The organism is Ligilactobacillus sp. MP3 (assembly GCF_024436335.1).
In the GTDB taxonomy this organism is placed as follows: domain Bacteria; phylum Bacillota; class Bacilli; order Lactobacillales; family Lactobacillaceae; genus Ligilactobacillus; species Ligilactobacillus salivarius.
This window is the reverse complement of the sequence record NZ_JANFQI010000003.1, coordinates 135,504-161,094: the sequence shown is the minus strand read 5'-3', so window position 1 is coordinate 161,094 and position 25,591 is coordinate 135,504. Positions and strand designations below refer to the sequence as shown.

The following is a 25,591-nucleotide window of genomic DNA, read 5'->3' as shown; positions in this document are numbered from 1 at the left end:
TATTATAAATGTAGTTGTCATACTTTTAACTATATTAAAGAGGATAATAATACTAGAAATCTTGATATTTGTTTCTTTGTAGGCTTATTCTTAATAAGAAATGCTTTTGAACTTAGTATAAAGGCACTTATTTTGCGTAATTATTCAAGTAGTGATGATTTAAAAAAGATAATTTCTCATGACTTAGATGAGTTATTTAACATATATAAAGCTGTCTCAGGAACCCCATTATGCGCTACGAAAGAAGAATGGTTATCAAAATATTTTAATTCTTTATCAAAGGCAGACCCAAATTCTGATACATTTAGATACGCTTTTAATCAGAAATTTATAGATAAATATGAAGAGGAACATCTAAATATATTTAAAATCCAAAGTAATTGTTTTCAAGCATGAACCTTATTAGAAAAATGTATGGGGATATTGACAATTCTGCTAGTTTCGACCTTTCTTTAGAACCTGAATTTTTGTTTGTAAATGGCAAATGGTATGAAGACACCTTTATATGGCAACCAAATAATTCTATCGAATTAGATAGTAATCATACAGTAAAATTGATAGGTTATGAAACTATATTCAATAAATTATATAATCATCTAAACAAAGGATCATATAATTTATTCAATGTCATTAAGTTAACAAAATAGAGACGGTTATAAGGCTAGCTATTAACTATAAAATAACCTCCTTATGGCAAAAAATCGGTTCTTTGTCAAAAAGGACTGATGCCAAAATTTTAATTATTATTTTCAAACTATTAGATGAAAGTCTAATAGTTTTTTGTTTTAAGTGGAGAAGAAAATTACATTATTTTTTAGCGAAATCAAAATCCTGAGTCTAAAATGCTTAAAATTATTATAGACATAGGCTATACGCTTAATTACTTTAATGTGATTATTGACGCCTCCAATAGGACCGTTGGTAAGTTTAGGTAAAGCAAAACTATTTTCTATTTCTACCTTATGTTTCTTAATAGTTTTTAAAGCTTGTCTCATTTCTGGTGGAAGATTCCAAGAAGATGTATCAGTTAATAAATTTAGTAATTGACAACTATTTTTACGGTATATTTATAGAAGTAACTGATAATATTCATAGGCTGTCTTCAATTCAGAAGACATATCAAATAAACGATCTAAAACTTCAGAATCACTTAATTCAGCATATTTAAAATTTATCCTTGGATAATATCTATGATAATCAACATTATCTTGATTTTTTAGACGTAGTTTCCAAAAACGTTTCAAAGCTCGATACTCATGGGTTCCAGCTCCATATTCTTTCATAACCCTAATTCTAATTTTATTCATAGCTGTATGCCTGTGTAACCACATGAAATTTATCTGCAATAATAAATGCATTAGGGAATAACTCCTTAATCAAACTGCGGTAAGGTGCATATAAGTCAATAGTTATAGTTATTACTGATAATCTAGCTTTGTAACTATATTGAATGAAATAATTCCTAAGGAATTTATTATTTCTTTCTGGAATTATATCTATAATTCGATGATTGACTGCATTGATTAAACACATACTCATACCACTAGATGAAAATCTTTTACCAGATTTAAAGTCATCTAAGGATAAGTGACTAGGAAGCCAGTTACGATTACTTTAAAATTATTTTCTACACTCTCTAAAGATCTAATAATTGTGTTTGAAGATGTAAAAGAGTCCGCAGCAATTTCACACATAGGTCTGGATAAACTTAAATCACGTACAAGTTTGGCTTTAACAGCATTAGAAAAATGATCATGATAGTTAGTATCTTTAAATTTAGCTGTCGCAGTCTTCTTGCATTCAGGACACAGATACTTCTGTTTCCTTATAGAAAGCACAAGCTTTTTACCGACAGAAGAAAGATGAACATTATTAACTACTTTAGTGCCGTTATGTAACATCAAAGTCTTACAATTAGGGCAATACATAAGGTAAGACAAATATAGATGACAGAGCAAAGCCTTACTATTTTTAATAATTTTTTCTTCAATATACGAAGTATATTGATATTTAGGGTCAATAGTTAAATTAGGGTCTGTAATTCCAAGTAAAAATTTGATATTATTATCCATAGAGATGGTGTCCTTTCTTTAATTAGATTGGCGTTGTGGGCCATCTCTTTTATTTTGCCGTAAAAATGGAGAAAATAAAAGAAGGACCGTAATGCAAAAAAATTTTACATTATCAGCCCTAAATATTATACAACCGTTATTGTAATAGTGTAATTTGCTAAAAGACAATTTTATCAATAATCCTATGTATACGTCTCTCCAATTTTAAATGATTAAAAAGAAGTATTCTAAACTTGTCAACAAAAACTGTGATGATTACAAGAAATACTGCTATTAGTAATCCAAAGCCAGAAATTAATAAGAGATTTTCGTAACTAGTAGTATTAAACAACTCCGTCCAAATAAATTTGTCAGCATAAATATTTTCTGTCATTAAATACGTCGCAAATACAGAACTAGCAAACCAATTTATAGTTTTGTTAGTAAAAGAAGGTATCTCGACAAATATTAAAAAAATTGATATTGCCATTGTAAAAGGTAGAATTCCATATGTAAATCGGGTTATATTTCCTTCATAACCAACTATCTTCCACAAAATAAGTATTGACACTAGCATAAATAAATAAGTAGCAATTACTGCAAAGATCAGATGAAATTTTTTAGTTACTATATCATATCGTCTAATATATCCACCAACTAAATAAACCGCTAGTATATCACCAAATCCTTTATCTAAACTGAAGGTTGTATTACCTATGACAGGTATAACTTCTCCACAAAATATTGTTATAATTAGCAATACTATGTACTCTCTTTTAGAAAGTTTTTCTAGAAGTTTATTAATAAAAGGTGCTAAAAGTACCAAAATAATATAAGCTGTAGCAAACCAATAATTGTTAAATACTATTGGTAGAAATCCTTTAACCATATTTGCAATGGAAAAATGACCATAATAAAAACTCCCCGCAAAAAATACCACTACTGAATAAAACCAAACTTCAAGCCATACTTTACTCGCCCTTTTCATGGAAATTGCATAATTAGCATCAACCTTAGATGCTAAAAAATATCCAGTAATCAAAACAAAAATATCAACCCCTACCTGCCCAAGCGGTTTATAAAGTTGATAACTTATAACATTCACTAAGCTGGCACCTTTCATATTCCAAGGCTCTTCTCCAGAATAGTGGTTCATAACTATAAAAAGCATAGAAATAATTCGTAATAACTCTAACGAAGAATTTCTATCTATCCGTTTGCTCATCAAATTCTCTCCCTAAATATAATTTATCTCCAAGAGACTATCCATGTCTTACCTTACTTAGAAATATTAAAGCCACTTGGTTTTTAGTTGCTAGTAATATAGCCAAATAAACAATAACTGAACTAATTACAGAAACAACTAACCTAATAAACATCTGTTGAAAAAGAGCCGATGAAAGTGCACACACCGCTATAATTCCCACGCATCCTAATAACACAGTAATAATATTCTTCCAGGTTTCTCTGTCTTTAAAGACAAACCCTGTTATATCTCTACTAAAGTAAAAATTCATAAACATCATTGTAAATTCAGCTAAAACAGTAGTTAAAGCAGCACCTTTCTCAGCAATAATTGGAATTAAGATAAAGTTAAGCCCAATATTTAGTAAAGCACTAATTACTGAAGAAATTAGAGTCTTCTTTTCTCTTTTTGCAGGTATCAACGCACATTGATTAAATATACCGCTCATCGCACTGCCCAGCATTGCAAAACAGCTAATTCTCAATGCATAAGATGCACGTAAATATTTTTCACCAGCAAGAATAAGGATAACATCTTTACTCACCATGAATAATCCTGCTATTCCAGGCAAAATAATCAATAGCATTACATTCAGTACCTGTTTTAATAGCTTATTGTACTCCTCCATTCTATTTTGGCCCATAAGCATTGCAAGACGTGGGATAGTTACAGCAGTAGCTGCTGTTAGAATAGCAGCTGCAATTCCATAAATCTTTGTTGCAGTACTATAGATACCAACAACATACTCATTTTGCAAAAAACCTAGCATCGTTACATCAGAGCTAAGATATATTTGTATTGCAACTCGTGAACCAAAAATTATTAAGATTGGGATTAAATATTCTCGCCAATTAAAATTAAAGTCAAATTTAATATCACAATAGTTCTTGGCATGAAAAAAATTTAATATATATGATCCTGTTGAAGCAAAAACAGTGATAGCAACATAATTTAAATAATCATCTGAATGTCGTACAAATACGAACAATAAGATTATAGAAAAAATTTTAAAAATTATATTCCTAACTGTAATGTACCCGTATTCTTCAAAAATTGTATATACCCAGTCTGTACCTACAGTTGTAAAAAAAATTTGAATACTAAAAATAAAAATAGCTATAGTATACTTATGTAAATTAGGTGTTAAAATAACTGTCATGATTAATAATATATATGAAATAATTGTAGAAATCATATTAATAGTAAAAACCCGACTCGCAAAACCACTAATGGCTTTCCTATCATTGCGTAATTTAGAGCCTTCACGAACTGCATAATTACTAATTCCTAGTCCAGCTAATAAAATAAAATAACTTACAATAGAGTTAGCAAAATTATATTTTCCCACACCATCTACTGCCAATGTCCTCGAAATATATGGAAATGTTATTAATGGAAATATTAAATTTAATAGGCTTTGTAAACTATTTAATAATGCGTTAAGCCCTAATGACTTTCTTTTCAAAATAGCAGACTCCCTTACTTCTGTAGTATCACAAAGAGTTAGATACCTCTCTATATCAATAAAATCTTTTACTCCTAAATTTAATTTCTTACCGATTAGGCCAGCATATTCCCAAGTAGATAAAATTACACATAATTTTATTTGCAACTATAACTATAATCATTGTACCAATTAGTTTTAAATAGGCCTATTGAACTAATATTTGTTTTCTTTCTGGTCTCATTCTCTAATGAATTACTGTACAACATTACAATTCAACAAAAATTATATATACCATATTATTTTTCTAAATAAATTAACACTCTGTCAATATCATTTGTAAATCGTACAATTTGATCTGCTACTTTTTCTCTATAACTATCATAAAAAGATAAATTACTATTATAATTATTCACCATATCACTAATTATATTTGCTATTTTCTCAAATGATAGGTTTCTGTAATCCAATTTAAATTCGTTTGGAATTGGTATATCAACTTCATTAGCAGCACTACCATCTCTAGAAGTCAAAATATTACAAAATTGACTAACCGCCTCCCTAGGTATTCTTTCAGGCCCCGGAAAGTATCCAAAATCTACATATAACTTTGCTTTATTTAAATTATTAATCAATTCTTCATGACTCATATTAGCCAATTCTACAAATTTATAACTTCTATTCTTTTTTTTGACTAATTCCATTATATGACGGAAATTCTTCATATCCATCTTTGCTGGACTATAACAAATTATATCCTGTTTATTTGCTATAGTATCAACTTTATTAATTTTAGGAATATCAATTGGTCCACACAAATATTGCATATTTTTTTTATCTATATCACGAGACACTAAATAATCTCTTACATAATCGCAATTGTATAAATGATAACATTTTTGTAACTCTCCATTAGATTTCAAGTACTTCATATTTCTTTTGGTTCTAAAACATTTAATTTTCCATTTTATATACATGATAGGGATTAAAAGTCTGCTTCTTCCCTTTCCTACAGTCCAGTCTCTTGCAGCTATCCTCGGATTATTTTGGAAATAAGATGTTAGGGAAAGCCACCATACCACTTTTTTTATTTTTTTATAACGTAAATGCCAACCTGTATCGTACTCAGACGTAATCAATATATTTTCTGCTCTATCCTCAATAGAATTCGCTAATTCAGCCTTACAATCGGAGTAAAGTAATTTATCCACATCCATTATTGGCCCGTGGTCCCCATAAATCATATAGACTTCTTTTCCTTTATCTACTAACATATTTGCTAATTGATGTAAACTTCTAGGGCCACCTGTCTTCTTATATGGAGATACAATATATATCTTATAATTATTCATTCTTTATATCTACTCCTTTCTAGACTCAAATAATTGTACAATTTATTTTTAACTACTACTTTAAAAACACAGAATATTAGATCATTTCAAAGAATACTTCTTTACATATATATTATATAAAGAACCCATAGCAATATAACAAAAAGGATTAAACACCAAATTAATATTTGCTACATACGTTTCTACAAATCCAGATGTAAAGAATATCACCCAGATAGCTAGAACATCATATTTTATTTTTGAAAAACTCATCGATAAGATCTGTATTAGACGATATCCAAAAATAATTATGTATCCAATCATACCTATTAAACCATTTTTTACTAAAATACTCAGCAACGATAATTCTGTTGTTCCATTCCAGCCAGTCACAGAGCGTATGTTATATGTATACGATTGACCAGAATTTCTAAATGCCATTTCAGCGTTACCAAAAGTCATATAAAATTTATTTTCGCCATACATATTTAAGTAATTAACTAATCCTTGATATCTATATTGATAAGATTCACTACCAGATGTTACTTTTTTGTACATTAAAATCATTAATAATATAATAAATATTGAAAATAGCATCATAACAAGCCGTAATTGTGCTTTGGTCATATTAATTTTCTTAATTTTTGTTGCATTACTTATTATAATAAATAAAATAAATAGTATATATGCTGTCCTTGCATTTGATATTATGATAAATATCAAATATACCCATAATAAGAATTTATTTTCTTTCTTATTACTGATGTACGCAGAAATAAATCCTGCGAGTGAGGCTACTCCAAAATAATTTTTATGTTGTAATCCACCTGTAAAACCATAATTTGATCCACCTGCACCCTCTACTGCCAAAGATGTTACAGATACTCCCTTGATTACAGCTAAAAAAGTAGCAAGTATACATGCCCAAAATATTGCATAGCTAATAAACTTAAATTGCTCAGTACTATTTAGAATCCCTTCAGATAATACTGCTACTAAAGCAATTAAACACATGGACAAAATTAAATTTAATTTTGTTAGATTTTCTAAATTATTTTGCTTTATAATTCCTATGCTGAATAAATATACTAATACAAAAAATAATAACAATCTCTTTACAAAATAAGAGGTCAGATTTGTTTTAAACTCATATAATATTTTCATTAATACAATACTATATCCTATATAAATGAAAAAATTATTAATTCCTATTTCAGTAAAAAATTGTGAATTTCCTAATGTTATGAAGAAAAACATTAAAAAAACGGCAATATTCCCTACTGTTTCTTTTTTCACAACTATCATTCTTAGCATCCCCCTTCCTATTTTATAATCTAAATCATTTTATAAAATAATAAATATGTAGCTATATCTATATTTTTTAAATACTCTAACAGTTTGGAATTAGGATTGTTTAAAATTTTTCTTCTCATATTTAACCTTCGCTTATGAATATTATATTCTTTATAACTCATGTTATTTTTCATCATATTCAAAGCTTCCATAGATGATGTAAGCATTTTATCTTCATCATTAGAAAAATTTGTTGTAACATTTCTATGTGTATATATATAATCTGCATTCATATTAAATTTACAACCTTTTTTTACATATGATGCCCACAGTAACCAATCATCTGCACCATTATTTGTTAAAATATTTTCCAACCAAACCTTAGGTATTTTATCTTTCTTTATAACAACCATTCCTGGTGAAGCAACCATGTTACCATAATACAAATAATACTTAAAACTATTTACTAACTTTTTTTGTCTTTTATTTTTATACAAAGAAACTTTATTATTATCCTTATCTTCCGAATATCCATTAGCCAAAATTGCATCGTAACCCTTAATTTTACTTAATTGACTTTGAATAGCATATTCCTTTAATTCATCGTCTTGATCAAGCATTAATATATATTTCCCATGTGCTTCTTTTATACCTTGAATTCTGGCTCCTTGTATCCCAAGATTTCTTTTATTATTAACTACAAAAATATTATTATATCCCATAATTAAATCATCTATAGTTTCATCTGGAGAATCGTTAACTAATATTACTTCTATCATATACTCTTTAGCATTTGAAATGTTTTCATCCAACATTTTTAATAAACTAGGTATATACTTTCTTCCATGATATATTGGGATAATAACTGATAAATCCATCCTTAATCCTCCATTTGCTAATATTATTTATCTAGTTTACTTTTTATTTTCTCTACAGCATGTGATACACCGTTCCTTTTTACATACTGCATTATCCTACTAGTCAATCTTGGTAATAAGCATAAATTTGCATAGATATTACCTAGTATACCGATTTTCTTTTTGTACTCTCTTAACGAAACAATACTCTTCTTACCTACTCCTGCATCAATAAGCTTATTTTTAATTTCTAAGTAATTTTCATCGGGTATAACTACATATTTATGAGGTAAAAATTTTATATTCTTAGGAGTTATAATTAATCGATAATTGTATTTTAAAAACTCTATTTGCTTATATTCAGTTATATACGCTTGTACATTATACTTAAAGGTTAACAATGTTAATTTTACTGACGGATTAGGAAATAAATTTTCTTCTCCTCTCACACCATCTAGCCAAAATATAGTTGGTTTGAATAAAGATCTATTTTTTATTTTCCTTTCTAAATTGTATACTCTCATCGCCATTTCTTGACCTGTCCTCATTAGCAAATCAGACATTGATTCATTAGATAATGAATTATACCGTATATTACTTGTATTTTCAGAACAAAACTTTAAATCTAATGGTTCATACTCTATCTCACCTTCATATCCACCATAAGATACTTCACGTGCAATACTGTCTACATCCCCATTATTATATTTTATATCATATAATTGATTAGTCCTTTGAGCCGTTTCAATATTGTTAGACATAGTAGCAATATCCCTAATAACATATGTTGACGTCTTTGAAACTATTTGCTTAGAACTTACAGCTCTATAGTGTGCAATCCACATATTTTTTAATTGTTTCTTATTTATATGGTTACTACCAAAAATATCATGATGCCCCATAGTTAATGTCAGTTTATTATCCTTAAAATACTTGGCAGGTATAATTACTTTCGTAACTAAAGTACCATCTGATAAATTCCATGCTCTTTTTTTTAAATGATACATTACTCTCCTAGGAATAAAATTCTCTGAATAATCTTCATCACCCGTAAGGACATACCACTTCCAATTAACATAATAAATACTATCCAATGACAAATTTTCTAATATTTTTCGCGGATTATCCTCACCTGAAATAAATTCATCTGCATCTAATGGTAGTATAATATCAGCGTTATATTCTGCCAATATTTTCTTTAAATACTTGTTATCTAATCTAAACTGATCATATACTTCTAAAGATTCATCATATACATCAATTTTATAGTCTTCCTCCCTTTTCAATCGATTTATTATTTCTATAGTATTATCTGTACATCCATTATCAATTATTACTATTTGATCAACAAAATTATAGTTATAACGAACGAAAGACTCTATTATCTCTGCTTCATTATTAACCATTGTAAAGGATACAATCTTCATATAACTCTCCTCAATTTTCTAAATTAAACCATTATATATTTAGGTAACGCAAAAATAATCGTTTTTTCTAATATAATAAAAATTAGTATATTTAATATATACTTTCAATATAGATTTGATATATTAATAATAGGATGAATCTTATCTTCTTTATCATAAGTTACAGATAAAATCTATCCTTCACGTTTTTATTCCTTTTATCATACACAACTGTATTTTTAGGAATGTTCTTTGTAACCAATGTTCCCGCTCCAATTACAGAACCTGATCCGATTGTTATACCATCCAAAATAATGACTCCACTGCCTATCCAACAATTATCTTCAATGATTATTCCTTTATTATTAACGCCCTGTTCTTTTATAGACTTATCTTTTTCTGAAAAATTATGATTTTCGGCAAATAAAGATACTCTTGGGCCTATCATTACATTCTTTCCAATTTTAACTTTTCCTGAACAGCCGATATAGCCATATGGCCCAATTGAAGAATTATCATCAATTTCTAAACCATATCCCATTTGCCCTACGCCATAGTAGCTAGAAGGACGTATGCTAGTAAATCTTCCAATTGTCACATTATTTCCAAATCTCAATCCATTAGTTGCTAAACCATGAATTTCTGAATAAGATTCAAATTTCACATTTTTCCCACAATATATGTTTTTCTTATGTGTAATTTCTACCCTTCTACCTATAAAAATGGGAAATCTTTTCTTTATTCCTACGCCTTTGATCCCCCCTCTAAAAAGTTTAAAAGCTGTTTTCACATATATACTTAGCTTATCTATATTCGAAATTTTTTTATTAATTCTTGGTATCATTTCTCCTCTTTAAATATTATATACTTTAGAAAAATTATTAATAAAACTATATTCTGAAAAATTCTTTACTGCTCTATCACGTGCTTTTTGCCCCATCAATTTGTAATCGGACTCTAAAGCCTGCTGAATCTTTCTTCCTAAATCTTTACTGTTTTTAACTTCCGCCAATAAACCTGTCTCACCACTAACAACCATTTCAGTGACTCCGCCATGATTATATCCGACAACAGGGGTTCCGCACCCCATAGCTTCTAAAACTACTGTTGGAAGAGGATCTGGATTAGTACTTGGTAATACTAAAACATCAAAAAAACTATGTATCTCCGGCGTATCTGTTCTAAATTCAGAAAAGACAATTCTGTCTCTATTTTTACTATCTGCTATTTTCTTCTTTAATTCGTCCACACGCCACTCTTCACCAGCAAATGCACTACCTACTATAAAAATATATAAATTTGAATATTTCTTCAGCAATCCCTCAGCTGCATCTAGAAAGTCATTTTGTCCTTTCCAGGCATTAACACGACCTATCATACCAATTTTAATAGCCTCATCAGGCACGTTCCATTCTTTGTATAAATACTTATTTTCTACATTAGGATTAAATCGTTCTGTATCTACTCCGTTATAAATAACTTCTACCTTATTTTCATCTATGAATTTCGAATCAATCAAGTGCTTTTTTACAGCTTTAGATACTGCTACACATTTATCTGCATACCTACCTATTAGATAACTGATAGTTTTATTTATTATAGCTGGCTTTAAAATAATTTCATGAACATGCCATACTAATTTACACTTTAGTTTCTTTTTTAAATATATTCCCTCTAATACAGCAGTTGTATTCGCATGAATGATGTCTACTCTTTTATTTTTTAGAAGTTTCACTATCTCATTGGATTTGCCAAAATAGTTCAGTCCGTAATTTATAATACCCTTTAAGTTAAAGTATTTACGTCTTAGTATCGGATAATGAACAACATATGTTTCTATACCATTTTCAATCAACTTGTCTTTTAATATTCCATCATTAGGTAAGACAACAATGGGATGAAATTTACTTTTATCTAAACCAGTAACTAGCTCCAATAGTATCTTATCCGCACCATACATTTCAGCACCTGCATGTAAATATAATATGTTTTTCATCATTACCCTCGCATAAATTGTTCTTCATAATCATTGACAATCTTTTCCCAGGAATAATTATCAATAATTTGTTGCTTAGCTAACTTACCAAAATTCTCTTCTTTTTCTACTGAGATTTCTTCAACTTCATTTAGCTTATTGGCTAGACTTCCGTCTTCTAAAGACCAGTATAGTGAACTATCTTCTCCAACTTCTTTATTGAATCCTACATTATAGAGTAGATTAATTTTGGTACTTCCAAGAGCTTCTAACAATGAAGGATTTGTTCCTCCAACAGAATGTCCGTGCAAATATCCTAAAGCATTTTCACGGATAAACTTCAATAATTCTGCATCATAAACAGTTCCTACAAACTTGATTCTCTTATCATTTTCAAAATGAGTTTCTTCTTTCAAACTATTGTAAAAAGCATTTTTTTCTACATTAGTTATAATAACTAGATCTTTGTTTACCTTACTTTTCATAAACTCTTTTATCATTGTTTCATAATTATTTTCTGGAACAAATCGCCCAACAATCAAGAAATACTCATTTAACTTCACATCATGTTTATTAAACCAATCAACCACTTTTTTATCATCTTGCTTCAAAGTAGATGGTGTTATATCTGCACCATATGCAATAAAAGTAGTTTGTGGATTATATTTTCTATAATCTTCATGTATATATTCTTCAATTGATTTACTATCACAAATTAAAAAGTCTGCGTTCTTTACCATTAATTTTTCTGAAACTTTCCAGTACTTACGAACTGGTGCAGACCACTTAGCACGTTTCCACTCATGTCCATCAGGATTAACCCATACTTTAAAACCATGATTATGGAACTTTTTAATATACTTATGTAAGAATGGTCCTATACGACAAGCTAAAATATAAACAATACCATCTGTTAAGTTTCTTTCTTTAATAGTATCTAATGCCCAATCCAAGCTTCTCAAATCATATAATATAGCCTTTGCTCCACCTATGTTAGGAACATATATTTCTTGACATTCAGCTCCATTATAATCATATTGTTTTACGGATTTATCAAAAGTCATACATGACACATGATACTTTATTTTTGGATTAACTTGTCTTGTTACCAAATTATCTACAAATGTTTCAAAACCACCATAATTGGCTGGTATCCCCTTTGAACCAACAATAAATACGTCTTTCATTAATAACTCCTTCTCATAATTAATTGATTGTACGTTAATTTTATTTTGAAAACATTTATATGATACATATAATGCCCTTTTCCCTTTTTCACGATACAAATTGTAACCTGGTTTTTATTTTATTACATAGTTACTAAACAAGCAATGTTAAATAATACTTATTAATTATGGATACAAAACTTTTTAATTATTGACAGCTAATTTTATTTTATATAATATCCATATTTTCCATTTTAGACACAGGACCAATTTTCTAATTTCTGCAAATTTAATATTTACTTGCATAAATTTTTATATTTCTTCGGTGTCTAAATACGCAAATAACTAAAATAAGCCTATTATTACTTTATAGATATAATAATAGACTCTAACAAAATTATTCACTTGTTAATTTTACTTAACTTCACTTAAAAACTCATCCAACGCTTCTTTCCAATCTGGAAATACAAAGCCTGTTTCCTTGGCTAACTTCATTACACTATAATGTGGTCTAAATGCAGCTGTTGGATATTGATCTGAAGTTACAGGTTGTACATCAACATCTGTATCTTTCAATATCTCTTTAGCAAATTCATACCATGAGCATTGACCATCATTACAGCAATGATATACCCCATACTCAACCTTATTATCTACTAAATATGTCAAAAATTCTGCTAATGTTCTAGTCCATGTAGGGCGTCCTACCTGATCATCAACAACTGTTAACTTATCATGATTCTTTGCTAGATTTAACATAGTGTATACGAAATTATGTCCCCATTGTCCATATACCCAAGCCGTTCTAATTATGTAGTACTTATCGCAATATTTTTGTACTGCTTCTTCGCCAGCAAGTTTTGCTTTACCATATTCATTGCGTGGACCTTTAGGATTATCTGGTAAATATTCACCACTTGTACGATTACCATCAAAGACATAATCTGTACTTACATAAAGTAATGTTGCCCCAACTTTTTGACATGCCTTGGCAATATTTTCTGTTCCATCAACGTTAACTTTCCAGTTAAGTTCTTTACCTTCTCCTTCAGCATTATCCACTGCTGTATAGGCTGCACAATGATAAACTACTTCTGGCTTGTTCTTTTCAAAGTAAGCATCTACCGCTTCCTTATCTGTTATATCTAATCCTTGTGAATCTTCTGCTAGGTATTCTTGTCCACGTTCATCTAACAGATGTTGCATTTCTTGACCTAATTGTCCATTTGCACCAGTAATCAAAACTTTCATTTAATATCTTCCTTCCAATGATAAAGTAAAACCCCAGGAAAACCTGGGGAAATTTTTATTGCCCGTTTTTAGCGTACTTAGCTTCAACTGCATCCTTTTGATCTTGCCACCATTCACGATGATTAGTGTACCAATCAATTGTTGCCTTTAGACCTTCTTCAAAGTTAGTATATTGAGGTTCCCAACCTAATTCATTACGTAATTTACTTGCATCAATAGCATAACGCAAATCATGTCCTGGACGATCTTTAACTTGATCGTAAGCGTCTGCTGGTTGTCCCATTAATTTCAAGATTAATTCTAAAACTTCTTTGTTGTTCTTTTCACCGTCAGCACCGATTAGGTATGTTTCGCCAATCTTACCTTCATTCAAAATCTTCCAAACAGCACTTGAATGATCATTAGTATGGATCCAATCACGTACATTCTTACCTGTTCCATATAATTTTGGCCGAATACCACTTAAAATATTTGTTATCTGACGTGGAATGAATTTTTCAATATGTTGGTAAGGACCGTAGTTGTTTGAGCAATTTGAAATAGTTGCTTTTAACCCAAATGAACGTACCCATGCTCTAACCAACAAATCCGAACTTGCCTTTGAAGATGAGTAAGGACTACTTGGCTTATATGGAGATTCAGGCGTGAATTTTTCTCCTGGACCTTCACCATGGCCTGGTAAATCTTCACGTAATGGTAAATCACCATAAACTTCATCAGTAGAAACATGATGGAAACGTACATCGTACTTAGTACATGCTTCAATTAGAACTGATGTCCCAACAATATTAGTTTGAATAAAAGGATCAGGATTTCTAAGTGAGTTATCATTATGACTTTCAGCAGCATAATGTACCACCGCATCAGCATTTTGAACTAACTTATCTACTAATTCCTTATCACAAATATCTCCAACCACTAACTCTACGCGATCTTCTGGTAAACCAGCAAGATTTTCTTTATTTCCAGCATATGTTAATTTATCCAATACTGTCACATGAACTTCAGGATGATTATTGACTACATAATGTACAAAGTTTGAACCAATGAAGCCAGCTCCACCAGTTACAATAATATTCTTAAACATCAAATTACCTCCTAAATTTCACCATAGACAAACGGATTGTCTTTTTCAAATTCTGTCAAAGTAGGTTGGTTAGCATCTTTTTCAGATGTAATAGCCTTATCTAAGTCGATTGGCCAATCAATATTAAGTTCAGGAGTCTTGAAGGAAATACCACCATCAGCTTCTGCGTCATAGTAATTATCACATTTATAAAGGAAATTAACATTGTCTGTCAAAGTAACAAATCCATGAGCATAACCCTTAGGTACTAATAATTGACGATGATTGCTTTCAGATAAGATATATCCTTCCCATTGCTTATATGTAGGAGATCCCTTACGTAAATCGACAATTACATCTAGTACTGCCCCAGTTGCTACTCGAATCAACTTTGTTTGTGCAGCTTTACCACGTTGAAAATGTAACCCACGTAAGACACCTGCTTGAGTAGAAAGAGAGTGATTGTCTTGAATAAAGTCAAAATCAATCCCTGCTTCTTTAAAATCACGATCTGAATAACTTTCTGTGAAAAATCCACGATGATCACCAAATACTGCTGGTGTAATCAATTTAACATCTTGTAATTTTGTTTCTTTTACAATTAATTTTCCCATTATATTATTGCTCCTTCGCTAATCTTAACAAATATTGGCCATAATCATTTTTTTTCATTGTTTGTGCCAGTTCAACCAATTTTTCTTTATTTATGTAACCCATTCGATAAGCAATTTCTTCTAAACAAGCTACTTTCAAATTTTGACGTTTTTGAATTGTAGCAATAAAACTAGCCGCTTCCATCATGGAATCGTGGGTACCAGTATCTAGCCAAGCATAGCCACGTCGCATTAATTTAACATCAAGTTTACCTTCATCTAAATACAATTTATTAATATCTGTAATCTCTAATTCACCACGATCAGAAGGCTTTAAATTCTTAGCTTTTTCTACAACTGTATTATCGTAGAAGTACAAACCAGTAACTGCATAACTGCTCTTAGGTTTTTTAGGCTTTTCTTCAATTGATAAAGCCTTCATATTACTATCAAAATCCACAACTCCAAAACGTTCTGGATCATTTACATGATAACCAAAAACAGTTGCTCCATTTGTTTTTTGAGCAGCTTCTTGTACAAGCTTAGATAAGCCAGATCCGTAGTAAATATTATCCCCTAAGATTAAGCATACTGAATCGTTGCCAATAAAATCAGCACCTAAAATAAAGGCTTCTGCCAATCCATTAGGCTTTTCTTGAACCTTATATGTAAGTGAAATCCCCCATTCAGACCCATCTCCTAATAATTGTTTAAATAATGGAGTGTATTCTGGAGTAGAGATAATTAAAATATCTCTTATACCTGCTAGCATCAAAGTTGATAGTGGATAATAAATCATTGGCTTATCATACACAGGAATCAATTGTTTAGAAATTCCCTTAGTTATAGGATAAAGACGTGTGCCACTACCACCAGCTAAAATTATTCCTTTCATATAACTACCTACCCTAATTAATTATTAATAATACATTCTATATAATACTATAACGTTACTATATAATCTAGGTACTAATTATCTAGAAATATATTTTATATATATATCTCCTAGCAATTGTCTAGATTGGAGATAACAATCCCTATACATTGACATAGGTATTATTAGTAATGGATTACCTGTTTTATAAAATTTGTTCCTTAGTTTTAAATATTTTCTATTTCTCTTTATAATTTTTAATTTCTTATCTTTTTCAGTTATTGTATCATCTTCCTTTACATAATCAGTTAGATCTTTACAATAATCCAATGCCATATTAATCCATTTGATACGTGCTTCTGAGTTTCTATTTTTCCTAACTTCAACTGAAAAGGTGCTATCATTATGTTTTCGGTAATCTATTAAATCTTTATTGAAATTATATAGTCCATCAGCAAATAATCCTAACTTCCAGAAATAATCGTCATGAGCATATTCTACTCTGTAATAGTTCTTACTTTTGTTAACTATTCCTCTTCGAATACAGTATACACATCCAGGTGCATCAACCCTAAATATACGTTTTCTCCATGAAATTTTTACTATTTTTCCATTCTGATTATTACTTGATTTTCTATCCCCATTATCATACAAATTTGTTACATTTGTAGTTAAGACTTGTATTTGAGGATTTTCAATCATAATATTTTCCATGGTTTCTAACTTATTTTCATGCCATATATCATCTTGATCACAAGGAAAAACTAGGTCACCTATAGATGCCCATATTCCTTCTACAAAATTTCTTCTCCAACCCTTATTTTCTTCATTAACTATTAGCTTCCAAGTATTGTTTAATCCATTATTATTGATGTAATCCTCTATAAATCCTATTGTTCCATCTTGAGAGCCATCATCATATATCAAAACTTCATCAGCTTTTCTTTTTTGATTAGCTTGGAATCCAATTGATTTTTTATATATTCCATGCCATTATATGTCGTCATTACTATTGATAGTTTCACTATTATTTCCTCATCTTTTATTAAATATACTATTTAACTCTATTCGATTCCTTCTTATAATTACTCCAACTTCGTAATCGAAACATCAATCTAGCTAGAGGTCGCATTCCCAACTTAATGAAAAACACTGGTAAAAATCTTGGTGACATACAATCCCTTACCTTCATTTGATCAATAGCTTCATTAATTATTTTATTTTTTAGTAACTCATTAGATTTGCGTACTTTAGAACTAAAGTCACTATTATCACCATAGTTAAATATCTCTCTGACCATCATGATATTCATTTGAATTACTGTATATTGATAAAATGCTGATTTTAATTCCGGAGTATTATTAAAAATATCTTCTTGTACAACCTTTAAAGACTCCAAATATCCTGGAATCTTACTTTGCTTATTCTTTCCTCTCATTACCGAAACATTATCTATTGAGTAATGATACAAAATAGTGTTATTAGAAGTTATCTTCTTACATTTTTGTAAATACCTTACTAAAAATTCACTATCTTCTGATAATTTCAAATTCTCATTAAACTTTATATTATTTTCATGAACCGTTTCAGCTTTATAAACTTTTCCCCAAACCGTCATATACTTAGTTGGATTACTCAACATTACAGATAAAGCTTCAACTTTAGTATTAGGTACTTCCGCTAGTAATACTGGTGTATTGCCATGTTCAAAGTTGAATATCACCAAATCACTATTACTTTGCGCAACTATATTTTTTAAATTCTTTAATGATCCTTCTAAGTAGTAATCATCAGAATCTAAAAATAAGATATATTCACCTTGTGCTTGATTAATTCCCTTATTTCTTGCGAAAGATACGCCACCGATTGTACTAGTAAAGTGTATACTACTATTATCTTTCATAAAATTATGCACCAACTCAACCGTTCCATCTTGAGAGCCATCGTCAACTATGATAATTTCATAATCTGATTTATCTAGTTGTTTAATAATACTTTCAATCGCCCTAATAATTGTCTTTTTCGAATTATATGTAGGTATTATAAAAGAAAATGTGATACCCATATTTCCACATCCTAATCTTTTGCATTAATAAACAAAAAGCCAGCAAACTTGCTAGCTCTTCTCCCCTTATTAGTAAAGTTTAAAAGCTATTTTCATATTTCTTATTAAAGAATTTAGCTTTTAAAAATGCTGTACCTTTCTTCCACCAATTTACTCCCTCTACATATACAATTGGTAGCTCTTTGACACGTTTCTTATCAATAACATTGTCTTCAAATTGTTTTTCTAGCCAAACATTAAAGATAATTTCACTTACACGTCCATAGAATCGTTGTTGAAATGCATCTAAATTTTGATTTCCGAGACGTTTTTCAAGTTCAAATAAGATATCAAATAGCCATGTACAATAGGCATTTAGCAAATCTTTTCTCATAATAACCATATTAAACATATATCCCGAAGTTTTATTTATTATCTTTTCATATGTATCAGCATATTCTGGATATTTTTCTTTGATAATATCAAAGGTTACATCTAGCTGATTGGAATAGTGTGTGTGCTTGTAATGTGAATACAGAGTTTCAATATAATATCTTCTCTTTCTAGGTAATATCACATCATATTTATCTAGCAATGGTCCTAATTCAGCTTTTGTAACTACCCACTTAAGCCTATCTTTACCATGATGATAATTCTTTCCACCAAAATGACGTCTATAGTGAGCCAAACCAATGTATTCTGCATCCACATGTTTCCAAGCCCAATATAGAGCCGTTAGTTCACTATATCTATCATTTTTATCAGAAATATTATCTCCAACATTATCTTTTTGATATCCTAAGTCTTTATCTTTATTTAATTCGGCACCTACATGGATTGGTAAATATAAATCATCTGTAGGCATCTCATATTTTTTATGAGTAGCAATCACTACTTCTACCTTTTTTTCCAAGAGATTTCTCCTCACTTAGATATACAAATAATATAAATAAAATTTCATTAAGAAATCTATCATGTAATCAATTTCAGAAAATTAATTACTACCTTCACTACTATATCATAATATTAGCAAATTGTATTTAAAAAATTTTGTCATGTATATTATTCTTTAAACTTTATTAAAGGATATTTCACTAATCCATCCAAATCTAGTAAGATATATCTATACGAAAGTGAGGTATTTTATGCGAAATTTTTTATCATTAATTGGTAAGATATGTTTATTTATCATTTTTATCTTGCTATCACAATTACCATTATTACCACTCATTAGTGGTCAAATTGTTGCACGTTATCCAATATGGATAATTGCACCACTTATTATTGTATGTTATTTAATACTAATTGGAATATTATTTTACACCGTTAAACGAACAACTGGTAAATCTCCATTTAAAAAAGTTACTGGAAAAAACATAAGATTCATTCTTGCAGCTTATGTTGTCATGATTCTCGCTAAGGGTATTCTATTGACTTTAATGACGAAGTTTTATCATCAAACAATTAGTGCTAATGATCAAGCTATCAATTCATTAGTTACTGATAAAACCGCCTTGTTAATGACTATATTAGTAGTTGTACTTGTACCAATTACCGAAGAATTGCTTTATCGTGGTGTATTTACTAGTTTCTTCTTCAAAAACCAACCATTTTGGCAAGTTGCTATTAGTGGTGTTATCTTTGGTTTAATGCATTCTAGTACAAACTTCATCTCTGCTTTAATTTACGTTACAATGGGCTGGATTTTAGCTTATGTCTATGTACATACTAAAAATCTTTCTAACAGTTTAACCCTTCATATCTTAAATAACGCTCCATTTATTTCAGTGCTATTCAATTAAAAAATGAGGCTGGGACTCAAATCCCAACCTCATTTTTATTTATATAGTTCATATGGCACTTCGACATATTTTTCCTGGCCCTCTTCTACTTCAACCTGTCCATTCATCAAATCAACAATTGTAGCAGTAAAAGATTCAACTTCTGGCGTATCAACATAAACTACTGCTGTTACATCAGTCATAAATACCGTATCACTTACATTTACCTGATTATTTTCAAGATAGTTTTGCAGTTTACCCCAGGCAGAATAACTTACCTTCAATGATAATTCTGTTTGAACAACCTTCCTTACTACACCAACCTTTTCGATGGCATTAGAAGTCGCATTACTATAAGCTCTAATTAGACCACCGGCACCAAGTTTAATACCACCGAAGTAGCGAGTAACCACTGCTGTTACATTGTGCAATTCAAGATTTTTCAACACTTCTAGAATCGGTATTCCTGCAGTTCCAGAAGGCTCACCATTATCACTTTCACGTTGAATTTCATCATTCAATCCAATCATATAAGCAAAACAATTATGTGTAGCTTTACGATGTTCAGTCTTAATCTTATCTATAAATGCTCTTGCTTCTTCTTCAGTCTCCGTTCGAGCTAAGGAACAGATAAATTCTGACTTCTTTATTTCAATTGTTGCTTCACCGTTTTCTTTAATTGTTAAGTATGGTTTCTTCAAAATAGACTGTCCTTTTCTAATAATTATTTTTTAGATATTCTCGCACAGAAATCAAGTCATCCAAAACAGCTACTGTTGTCTTTCTTTGTTCTTCTGTTGGCTGGATGATGTCAGGAACCATGATTACTGGAATATCAGCGTTATTAGCAGCTTTAATTCCGTTAAAAGAGTCTTCTATTACTATCGTTTTTTCTTTAGCAGGTGCGCCACTCTTCTTCCAAGCTTTATTAAATATGTCTGGTGCTGGTTTAGCCTCAGCTACATCATCTGCAGAAATAATCGTTTTAAAAGCTGCTGGATCAACATCTGTATGTTCTAAGAAAAATTCAATTTCACTTTTGTAGTTGCTTGAAGCTAAAGTATAAGGAATGTCATTTGCTTGAAGATATTGTGATAGCTCTACGAAACCCGGTTTTAATTTCAATTCTCCTGCTTCAACTAAAGGATGAACATTTTCTTCACTAATACGCAAAAAGTCATCAATGAGTTGAGCATCGCCACCATAATCCTCAATCATTTGTTCTCTCATCGCATCTGTTCCCGCACCAATAAACTGCTTATAGTAAGCTAACGAATAATCCATGCCAAGCTTATCAGCAGCTATTTGATTAGCTTCAAAATAAACTTTTTCTGAATCAAAAATAACGCCATCCATATCAAATATTACTAAATCCAAATTCATAGTCCTACCCTTCCATGATTAATATCTAAAAGTTACTATTATCATTCTAACAAATTTCACTAGAAAGGTCGCAGGATATGTTCTATTCGTTATTTTTTACTGTCATCACGCAAGATAATTGCCAAAATTAATCCTACAATTTCCAAGATGCAGAAAAATCCAAAGGCATAGTGATAACCAATTATTTCACTTAATGTGTGTCCGCCAGCTACTATAATAATCATCGCCAAAGCTACCCCTAGACTACCTAACAACTGACGTACAGTCGTAGTTATCGCAGTTCCATGAGGAATCATATTTTCAGGAAGTGAGTTGGCTCCCATAGTTGTCGCTGGCATCATGACAAAGGCGTTACCTCCTTCAATGATACAGGCAATTAGGATCATTCCCAGTACATTTAGATGGTAGCTGAAGATAAATAGAATTGCCCAACCTACAACTAGCATTACCATACCTATCAACAGTGTGATTTTAAATCCTACTTTGTCAGCTAAACGACCGGAAACTAGATTCAAAATACTCAATAAAGCTGCTGGTGGAACTAATGCTAAACCTGACACTAACGGATTAACATGCAAAATTCGTTGATAATACAATGGATATACGATTGTTACTACAATCAATGAAATGTAAGCAAAACCTGTTAATAGAACGCCAATATCAAAGTTCGCTACTTTCAAAACTCGCAATTGAAGTAAGGGATCCTTAACTCTAAATTGACGCAAAATGAAGGCTATGAACAAGATTACACTAACAATTAAAATCAAATATAATGGCAAAGTTAACTGCTTAGTGCCTAATTCATTTACAAAATACAACAATCCGATAAAGCTAAGTGAATAGATAACGGAGATGAAGTCTAACTGGCTTTCTTTACGTTCCATTACATCGCGCATATTAAAGATCGCACTGACAAAGATTAACGCAATTACTAACAAGAAGAACCAGAACAAGCCTTGCCAACTAATATAATTTAAAATAATACCTGAAATAATTGGCCCACAAGCTAAGGCTGATCCCATAACTAAACCAGCCAATCCCATGACTTCAGCACGTCCTTCTTTAGCGGTAATTGTCATTAAGACTGATTGATAAGATGGAAATAAAATACCTACCGCAACTGCTTCTAGACCTCTTCCTAGTAAAGCGATTGGAAAATTAGGAGCCAAAATAATCATCAATGTTCCTAATTCGAAGATTGCTAGTACCGTTAAGTACATTTTCTTAAAAGATAGATTATTCAACAACCAAGGACTAACCGGCATCATGATACACATAATCAGCATAAAACCGGTTGTTAACCATTGAATCGTTGGTGCATCTACATTGAAAAACTTCATTAAAGTAGGATAAGCTGTCGATAAAGAGGACTGACTAATCGACATAGTAAAAGTTCCTAACAATAAAGTAAATACAAAAGCTTTTCTTTGGGCTTTAGTCATCATATATTCTCAACTCTCTTCAATAAATTTTACACTATTATCATAATTCTATTTAGAAATTTTGTAAATTAGTAATTTTGTAAATAAAATCTTTATTATTCTCATTTTTAAATGTAAACGGTTCCCAACGATGATAATTTTATGCTATAATTTATATGAATAGAATAGCTTTTTAAGGATGGTGATAATTATGAATGGTAAGACTCTACGGTTATTGTTCTCAGTTGGTATCATGATTTTTGTGCTGTTTTCTGGTTATTTAGGCGAGTATGATGCTAAAAAATACATCGATATTATCCTTCTAATTATCGCCTTGCTTATTATTCCTAGACCTAAGCTTTCTTTCAGATTATAATAAACACGTGGAAGTTGGATATAAATTCAACTTCTTTTTTTGGCTACAATATTTCCTAGGAAAGAAGTGATTCATTAAGTGGATGAATTTAACAAATTATCTCAAATTAAAACATATACTAAATCAAAATTAGGAACTGATAAAACCGGACACGGCTATGATCATATCAAGCGTGTTGTAACTATGGCAGAAAAAATTCTAGAAAGTGAAGCTGCCGATAAGTTAGTTACACTAGCTGCCGCTTATCTACATGATACGATTGATGATAAACTTGTCTCTGATCCAAAATCTGCTTTGGCCGAACTTCAAGAATTTCTAGCATCTTTAGAATTTACTTCAGCACAAATTGAAGAAATTAGTTTTATCATCACACATATGTCTTTTGCACATTCATTACAAGATGATGACTTCCAACTTCCCCTATCCGGACAAATTGTACAAGATGCTGACTGGCTAGATGCGATTGGCGCAATTGGCATCACTCGAGCAATTTATTACGGTGGTCATCATGGCGAAAAAATCTATAATCCGGTATTAGCTCCACGCACCAATATGACTAGAGAAGAATACCGTAACCTTGATGATGAAACTATCATTAACCACTTTTACGAAAAACTCTTGAAGTTGAAAGATATGTTAAATACCCTAACTGCTAAGAAAATTGCTGAACATCGCCAACAAGTCATGCTTGATTTTCTAACTGAATTTAAAAATGAATGGAATTCTCTTGCTTAAAATCCTTGCCTTAGAGTCTGCTCCAAGGTGTAAACTTTAGACAGTAAGAATTATAGACGAGGTAGTTAATATGAATATCAAAAAAGTTAGTGAACAGTTAGAGATCACTCCTAATACTATCCGCTATTACGAACGCATTGGACTTGTTCCACCTATTAATCGCAACAAAAATGGTGTACGTGATTTTACCGACTTAGACATCCAAAGATTAGACTTCATCAAATGTATGCGTCATGCTGGCTTATCTATCGAAAGTCTACATGAATACGTTCATCTTTACTCATTGAATGATGATCGTACTATTCCAGCACGTAAAAAAATTTTGGAAGAAGAGGCTGAAAAGTTAGATGAAAGAATTGCTAATCTTCAAGAAACTAAAGCCTACTTGCAGCATAAAATTGATATCTACGAATCTAAACTTACTAAAGTTGCGGATGATTTGAAGTTATCAGAATAGTAATAAATAACCCATGAAATCAGATTGACTCCATGGGTTATTATATTATTTTCTTTTATGTTTAACTACTGTAAAGAAATGGAGCGTAATTGCTAATAAAATAAAGAATATCAAGACAAAGGAAATATAATTTGTCCAAAAACTAAGTGCTTGTCCTAATAGCTTTAATATTCCTGCTTGAATTACCATTGTTATTAATGCCATCGCTGCTACAATAAAGAACAATTCAATATAACGTTTCAAGGTTTGGTCATCCTTTCTCTGTGTTCGATTAATCTTGTTGCCTAATTTTTCTAGTTCTGCTTGTTTTTTGTCGGTCAATTGTTTTAAACCATAAGTCGCAGTTTGAACCCCTTCACCTAATTTAATTAGACCAGCTGTTGTCATCGCCTTATCCATTGTTCTAAAAGCTGAGTCTGTCATTCCAGTCAGCATATTTTCTGCTTTGCCTACGTAACAATTTGTCAATGTAATGTAATGCTTATGTGCAAATTCTGGAATAGGATGTGGATCACCTTTTCGATCAAATCGTAAAATTTCTTGTCTAATACAATCTAAAAAATTCTTCATCACTCCAGATAGTCCACCCCAGTATGTAGGAGCTGCCAGAATCCATACATCAGCTGCCTTGAGCTTTTCAATTATCAAATCTAGCGTTGGATTATCTTCACCTGGAATACGTGGCTTAACTTGATAATCATTCAGATTGAGTAACTCTACTTCATTTGAATCTTCAATTCCATTAAAAACTGTATCCAGCATCATTCTAGTAACCCCATTACATTTATGCGAACCTAAAATACCTAGTACTTTCAAAAAAATCACGTCCCAATTAATGTTA

Annotated in this window: 26 protein-coding genes and 1 pseudogene; 5 read left to right on the top strand and 22 right to left on the bottom strand. The window is 30.6% G+C overall.

What is annotated here, in order from left to right:
* The first annotated feature begins 132 nt into the window (after positions 1 to 132).
* Positions 133 to 396, top strand: a complete 264-nt coding sequence (locus tag NOU10_RS03715) for a hypothetical protein (protein WP_255906025.1) — start codon at positions 133 to 135, stop codon at positions 394 to 396.
* Positions 397 to 785: 389 nt separating this feature from the next.
* On the opposite strand, the pseudogene NOU10_RS03710 reads toward NOU10_RS03715, so the two are convergent.
* The 18 genes and pseudogenes from NOU10_RS03710 to NOU10_RS03625 all read right to left on the bottom strand — a co-directional run bounded on the left by NOU10_RS03710 (position 786) and on the right by NOU10_RS03625 (position 19,510).
* A pseudogene (locus NOU10_RS03710) lies at positions 786 to 1,533 on the bottom strand (ISL3 family transposase).
* A gap of 44 nt (positions 1,534 to 1,577) precedes the next feature.
* On the bottom strand, positions 1,578 to 2,072 hold the full coding sequence (locus NOU10_RS03705) for a transposase family protein (protein ID WP_255906024.1): 495 nt from the start codon (positions 2,070 to 2,072) through the stop codon (positions 1,578 to 1,580).
* A gap of 157 nt (positions 2,073 to 2,229) precedes the next feature.
* Positions 2,230 to 3,276: an acyltransferase gene (locus NOU10_RS03700; RefSeq protein WP_255906023.1), complete on the bottom strand. Its 1,047-nt coding sequence runs from the start codon at positions 3,274 to 3,276 to the stop codon at positions 2,230 to 2,232.
* A gap of 37 nt (positions 3,277 to 3,313) precedes the next feature.
* On the bottom strand, positions 3,314 to 4,762 hold the full coding sequence (locus NOU10_RS03695) for a flippase (protein ID WP_255906022.1): 1,449 nt from the start codon (positions 4,760 to 4,762) through the stop codon (positions 3,314 to 3,316).
* A gap of 278 nt (positions 4,763 to 5,040) precedes the next feature.
* Positions 5,041 to 6,093, bottom strand: a complete 1,053-nt coding sequence (locus tag NOU10_RS03690) for a hypothetical protein (RefSeq protein WP_255906021.1) — start codon at positions 6,091 to 6,093, stop codon at positions 5,041 to 5,043.
* Between the two features lie 81 nt (positions 6,094 to 6,174).
* Positions 6,175 to 7,377 (bottom strand): hypothetical protein, encoded by a 1,203-nt coding sequence (locus tag NOU10_RS03685; protein WP_255906020.1) that lies wholly within the window; start codon positions 7,375 to 7,377, stop codon positions 6,175 to 6,177.
* A 29-nt stretch (positions 7,378 to 7,406) separates the two neighbouring features.
* Positions 7,407 to 8,243, bottom strand: coding sequence for a glycosyltransferase family 2 protein (locus tag NOU10_RS03680; RefSeq protein ID WP_255906019.1), 837 nt, complete (start codon positions 8,241 to 8,243; stop codon positions 7,407 to 7,409).
* Positions 8,244 to 8,266: 23 nt separating this feature from the next.
* Entirely contained in the window at positions 8,267 to 9,649 is a 1,383-nt protein-coding gene (locus NOU10_RS03675; RefSeq protein ID WP_255906018.1) for a glycosyltransferase family 2 protein, read from the bottom strand.
* A gap of 160 nt (positions 9,650 to 9,809) precedes the next feature.
* Positions 9,810 to 10,292: a DapH/DapD/GlmU-related protein gene (locus NOU10_RS03670; RefSeq protein ID WP_370687294.1), complete on the bottom strand. Its 483-nt coding sequence runs from the start codon at positions 10,290 to 10,292 to the stop codon at positions 9,810 to 9,812.
* 189 nt (positions 10,293 to 10,481) lie between these two features.
* Positions 10,482 to 11,624, bottom strand: coding sequence for a glycosyltransferase family 4 protein (locus NOU10_RS03665; protein ID WP_255906016.1), 1,143 nt, complete (start codon positions 11,622 to 11,624; stop codon positions 10,482 to 10,484).
* Between the two features lie 2 nt (positions 11,625 to 11,626).
* A complete protein-coding gene (gene cps2T / locus NOU10_RS03660) occupies positions 11,627 to 12,790 on the bottom strand; it encodes a beta 1-4 rhamnosyltransferase Cps2T (protein WP_255906015.1) in 1,164 nt (387 codons plus the stop codon).
* 393 nt (positions 12,791 to 13,183) lie between these two features.
* Complete coding sequence (gene rfbD / locus NOU10_RS03655; RefSeq protein WP_255906014.1) at positions 13,184 to 14,020, bottom strand: dTDP-4-dehydrorhamnose reductase; 837 nt, start codon at positions 14,018 to 14,020, stop codon at positions 13,184 to 13,186.
* A gap of 55 nt (positions 14,021 to 14,075) precedes the next feature.
* On the bottom strand, positions 14,076 to 15,107 hold the full coding sequence (gene rfbB, locus NOU10_RS03650) for a dTDP-glucose 4,6-dehydratase (RefSeq protein WP_003702299.1): 1,032 nt from the start codon (positions 15,105 to 15,107) through the stop codon (positions 14,076 to 14,078).
* An 11-nt stretch (positions 15,108 to 15,118) separates the two neighbouring features.
* Complete coding sequence (gene rfbC, locus NOU10_RS03645) at positions 15,119 to 15,700, bottom strand: dTDP-4-dehydrorhamnose 3,5-epimerase (RefSeq protein WP_003709486.1); 582 nt, start codon at positions 15,698 to 15,700, stop codon at positions 15,119 to 15,121.
* A 4-nt stretch (positions 15,701 to 15,704) separates the two neighbouring features.
* The gene (gene rfbA / locus NOU10_RS03640) at positions 15,705 to 16,574 is read right to left on the bottom strand and encodes a glucose-1-phosphate thymidylyltransferase RfbA (protein WP_255906013.1); all 870 of its coding nucleotides are present in this window, start codon (positions 16,572 to 16,574) and stop codon (positions 15,705 to 15,707) included.
* 78 nt (positions 16,575 to 16,652) lie between these two features.
* Complete coding sequence (locus NOU10_RS03635; RefSeq protein ID WP_255906012.1) at positions 16,653 to 17,480, bottom strand: glycosyltransferase; 828 nt, start codon at positions 17,478 to 17,480, stop codon at positions 16,653 to 16,655.
* 127 nt (positions 17,481 to 17,607) lie between these two features.
* Positions 17,608 to 18,618, bottom strand: a complete 1,011-nt coding sequence (locus tag NOU10_RS03630; RefSeq protein WP_255906011.1) for a glycosyltransferase family A protein — start codon at positions 18,616 to 18,618, stop codon at positions 17,608 to 17,610.
* 79 nt (positions 18,619 to 18,697) lie between these two features.
* A complete protein-coding gene (locus NOU10_RS03625; RefSeq protein WP_255906010.1) occupies positions 18,698 to 19,510 on the bottom strand; it encodes a DUF4422 domain-containing protein in 813 nt (270 codons plus the stop codon).
* 232 nt (positions 19,511 to 19,742) lie between these two features.
* Here NOU10_RS03625 and NOU10_RS03620 point away from each other — a divergent pair, with 232 nt between their 5' ends.
* Complete coding sequence (locus tag NOU10_RS03620; RefSeq protein ID WP_255906009.1) at positions 19,743 to 20,399, top strand: CPBP family intramembrane glutamic endopeptidase; 657 nt, start codon at positions 19,743 to 19,745, stop codon at positions 20,397 to 20,399.
* Between the two features lie 35 nt (positions 20,400 to 20,434).
* Here NOU10_RS03620 and NOU10_RS03615 read toward each other — a convergent pair whose 3' ends face one another.
* The 3 genes from NOU10_RS03615 to NOU10_RS03605 form a co-directional block, all read right to left on the bottom strand.
* Positions 20,435 to 21,079: a YigZ family protein gene (locus tag NOU10_RS03615; protein ID WP_255906008.1), complete on the bottom strand. Its 645-nt coding sequence runs from the start codon at positions 21,077 to 21,079 to the stop codon at positions 20,435 to 20,437.
* A gap of 16 nt (positions 21,080 to 21,095) precedes the next feature.
* On the bottom strand, positions 21,096 to 21,761 hold the full coding sequence (locus NOU10_RS03610; protein ID WP_081509946.1) for an HAD family phosphatase: 666 nt from the start codon (positions 21,759 to 21,761) through the stop codon (positions 21,096 to 21,098).
* 89 nt (positions 21,762 to 21,850) lie between these two features.
* Positions 21,851 to 23,206 (bottom strand): MDR family MFS transporter, encoded by a 1,356-nt coding sequence (locus tag NOU10_RS03605; RefSeq protein ID WP_034982328.1) that lies wholly within the window; start codon positions 23,204 to 23,206, stop codon positions 21,851 to 21,853.
* Between the two features lie 187 nt (positions 23,207 to 23,393).
* Here NOU10_RS03605 and NOU10_RS03600 point away from each other — a divergent pair, with 187 nt between their 5' ends.
* From NOU10_RS03600 to NOU10_RS03590, 3 genes are all read left to right on the top strand, one after another.
* Positions 23,394 to 23,558, top strand: coding sequence for a hypothetical protein (locus tag NOU10_RS03600; RefSeq protein WP_255906007.1), 165 nt, complete (start codon positions 23,394 to 23,396; stop codon positions 23,556 to 23,558).
* A gap of 78 nt (positions 23,559 to 23,636) precedes the next feature.
* Complete coding sequence (locus NOU10_RS03595) at positions 23,637 to 24,293, top strand: HD domain-containing protein (protein ID WP_255906006.1); 657 nt, start codon at positions 23,637 to 23,639, stop codon at positions 24,291 to 24,293.
* Positions 24,294 to 24,363: 70 nt separating this feature from the next.
* Positions 24,364 to 24,750 carry a MerR family transcriptional regulator gene (locus NOU10_RS03590; RefSeq protein ID WP_255906005.1) on the top strand — a complete coding sequence of 129 codons (387 nt, stop codon included), beginning with the start codon at positions 24,364 to 24,366 and terminating at the stop codon, positions 24,748 to 24,750.
* Positions 24,751 to 24,795: 45 nt separating this feature from the next.
* Here NOU10_RS03590 and NOU10_RS03585 read toward each other — a convergent pair whose 3' ends face one another.
* Positions 24,796 to 25,575, bottom strand: a complete 780-nt coding sequence (locus NOU10_RS03585) for an NAD(P)H-dependent oxidoreductase (protein WP_255906004.1) — start codon at positions 25,573 to 25,575, stop codon at positions 24,796 to 24,798.
* Positions 25,576 to 25,591: the final 16 nt, after the last annotated feature.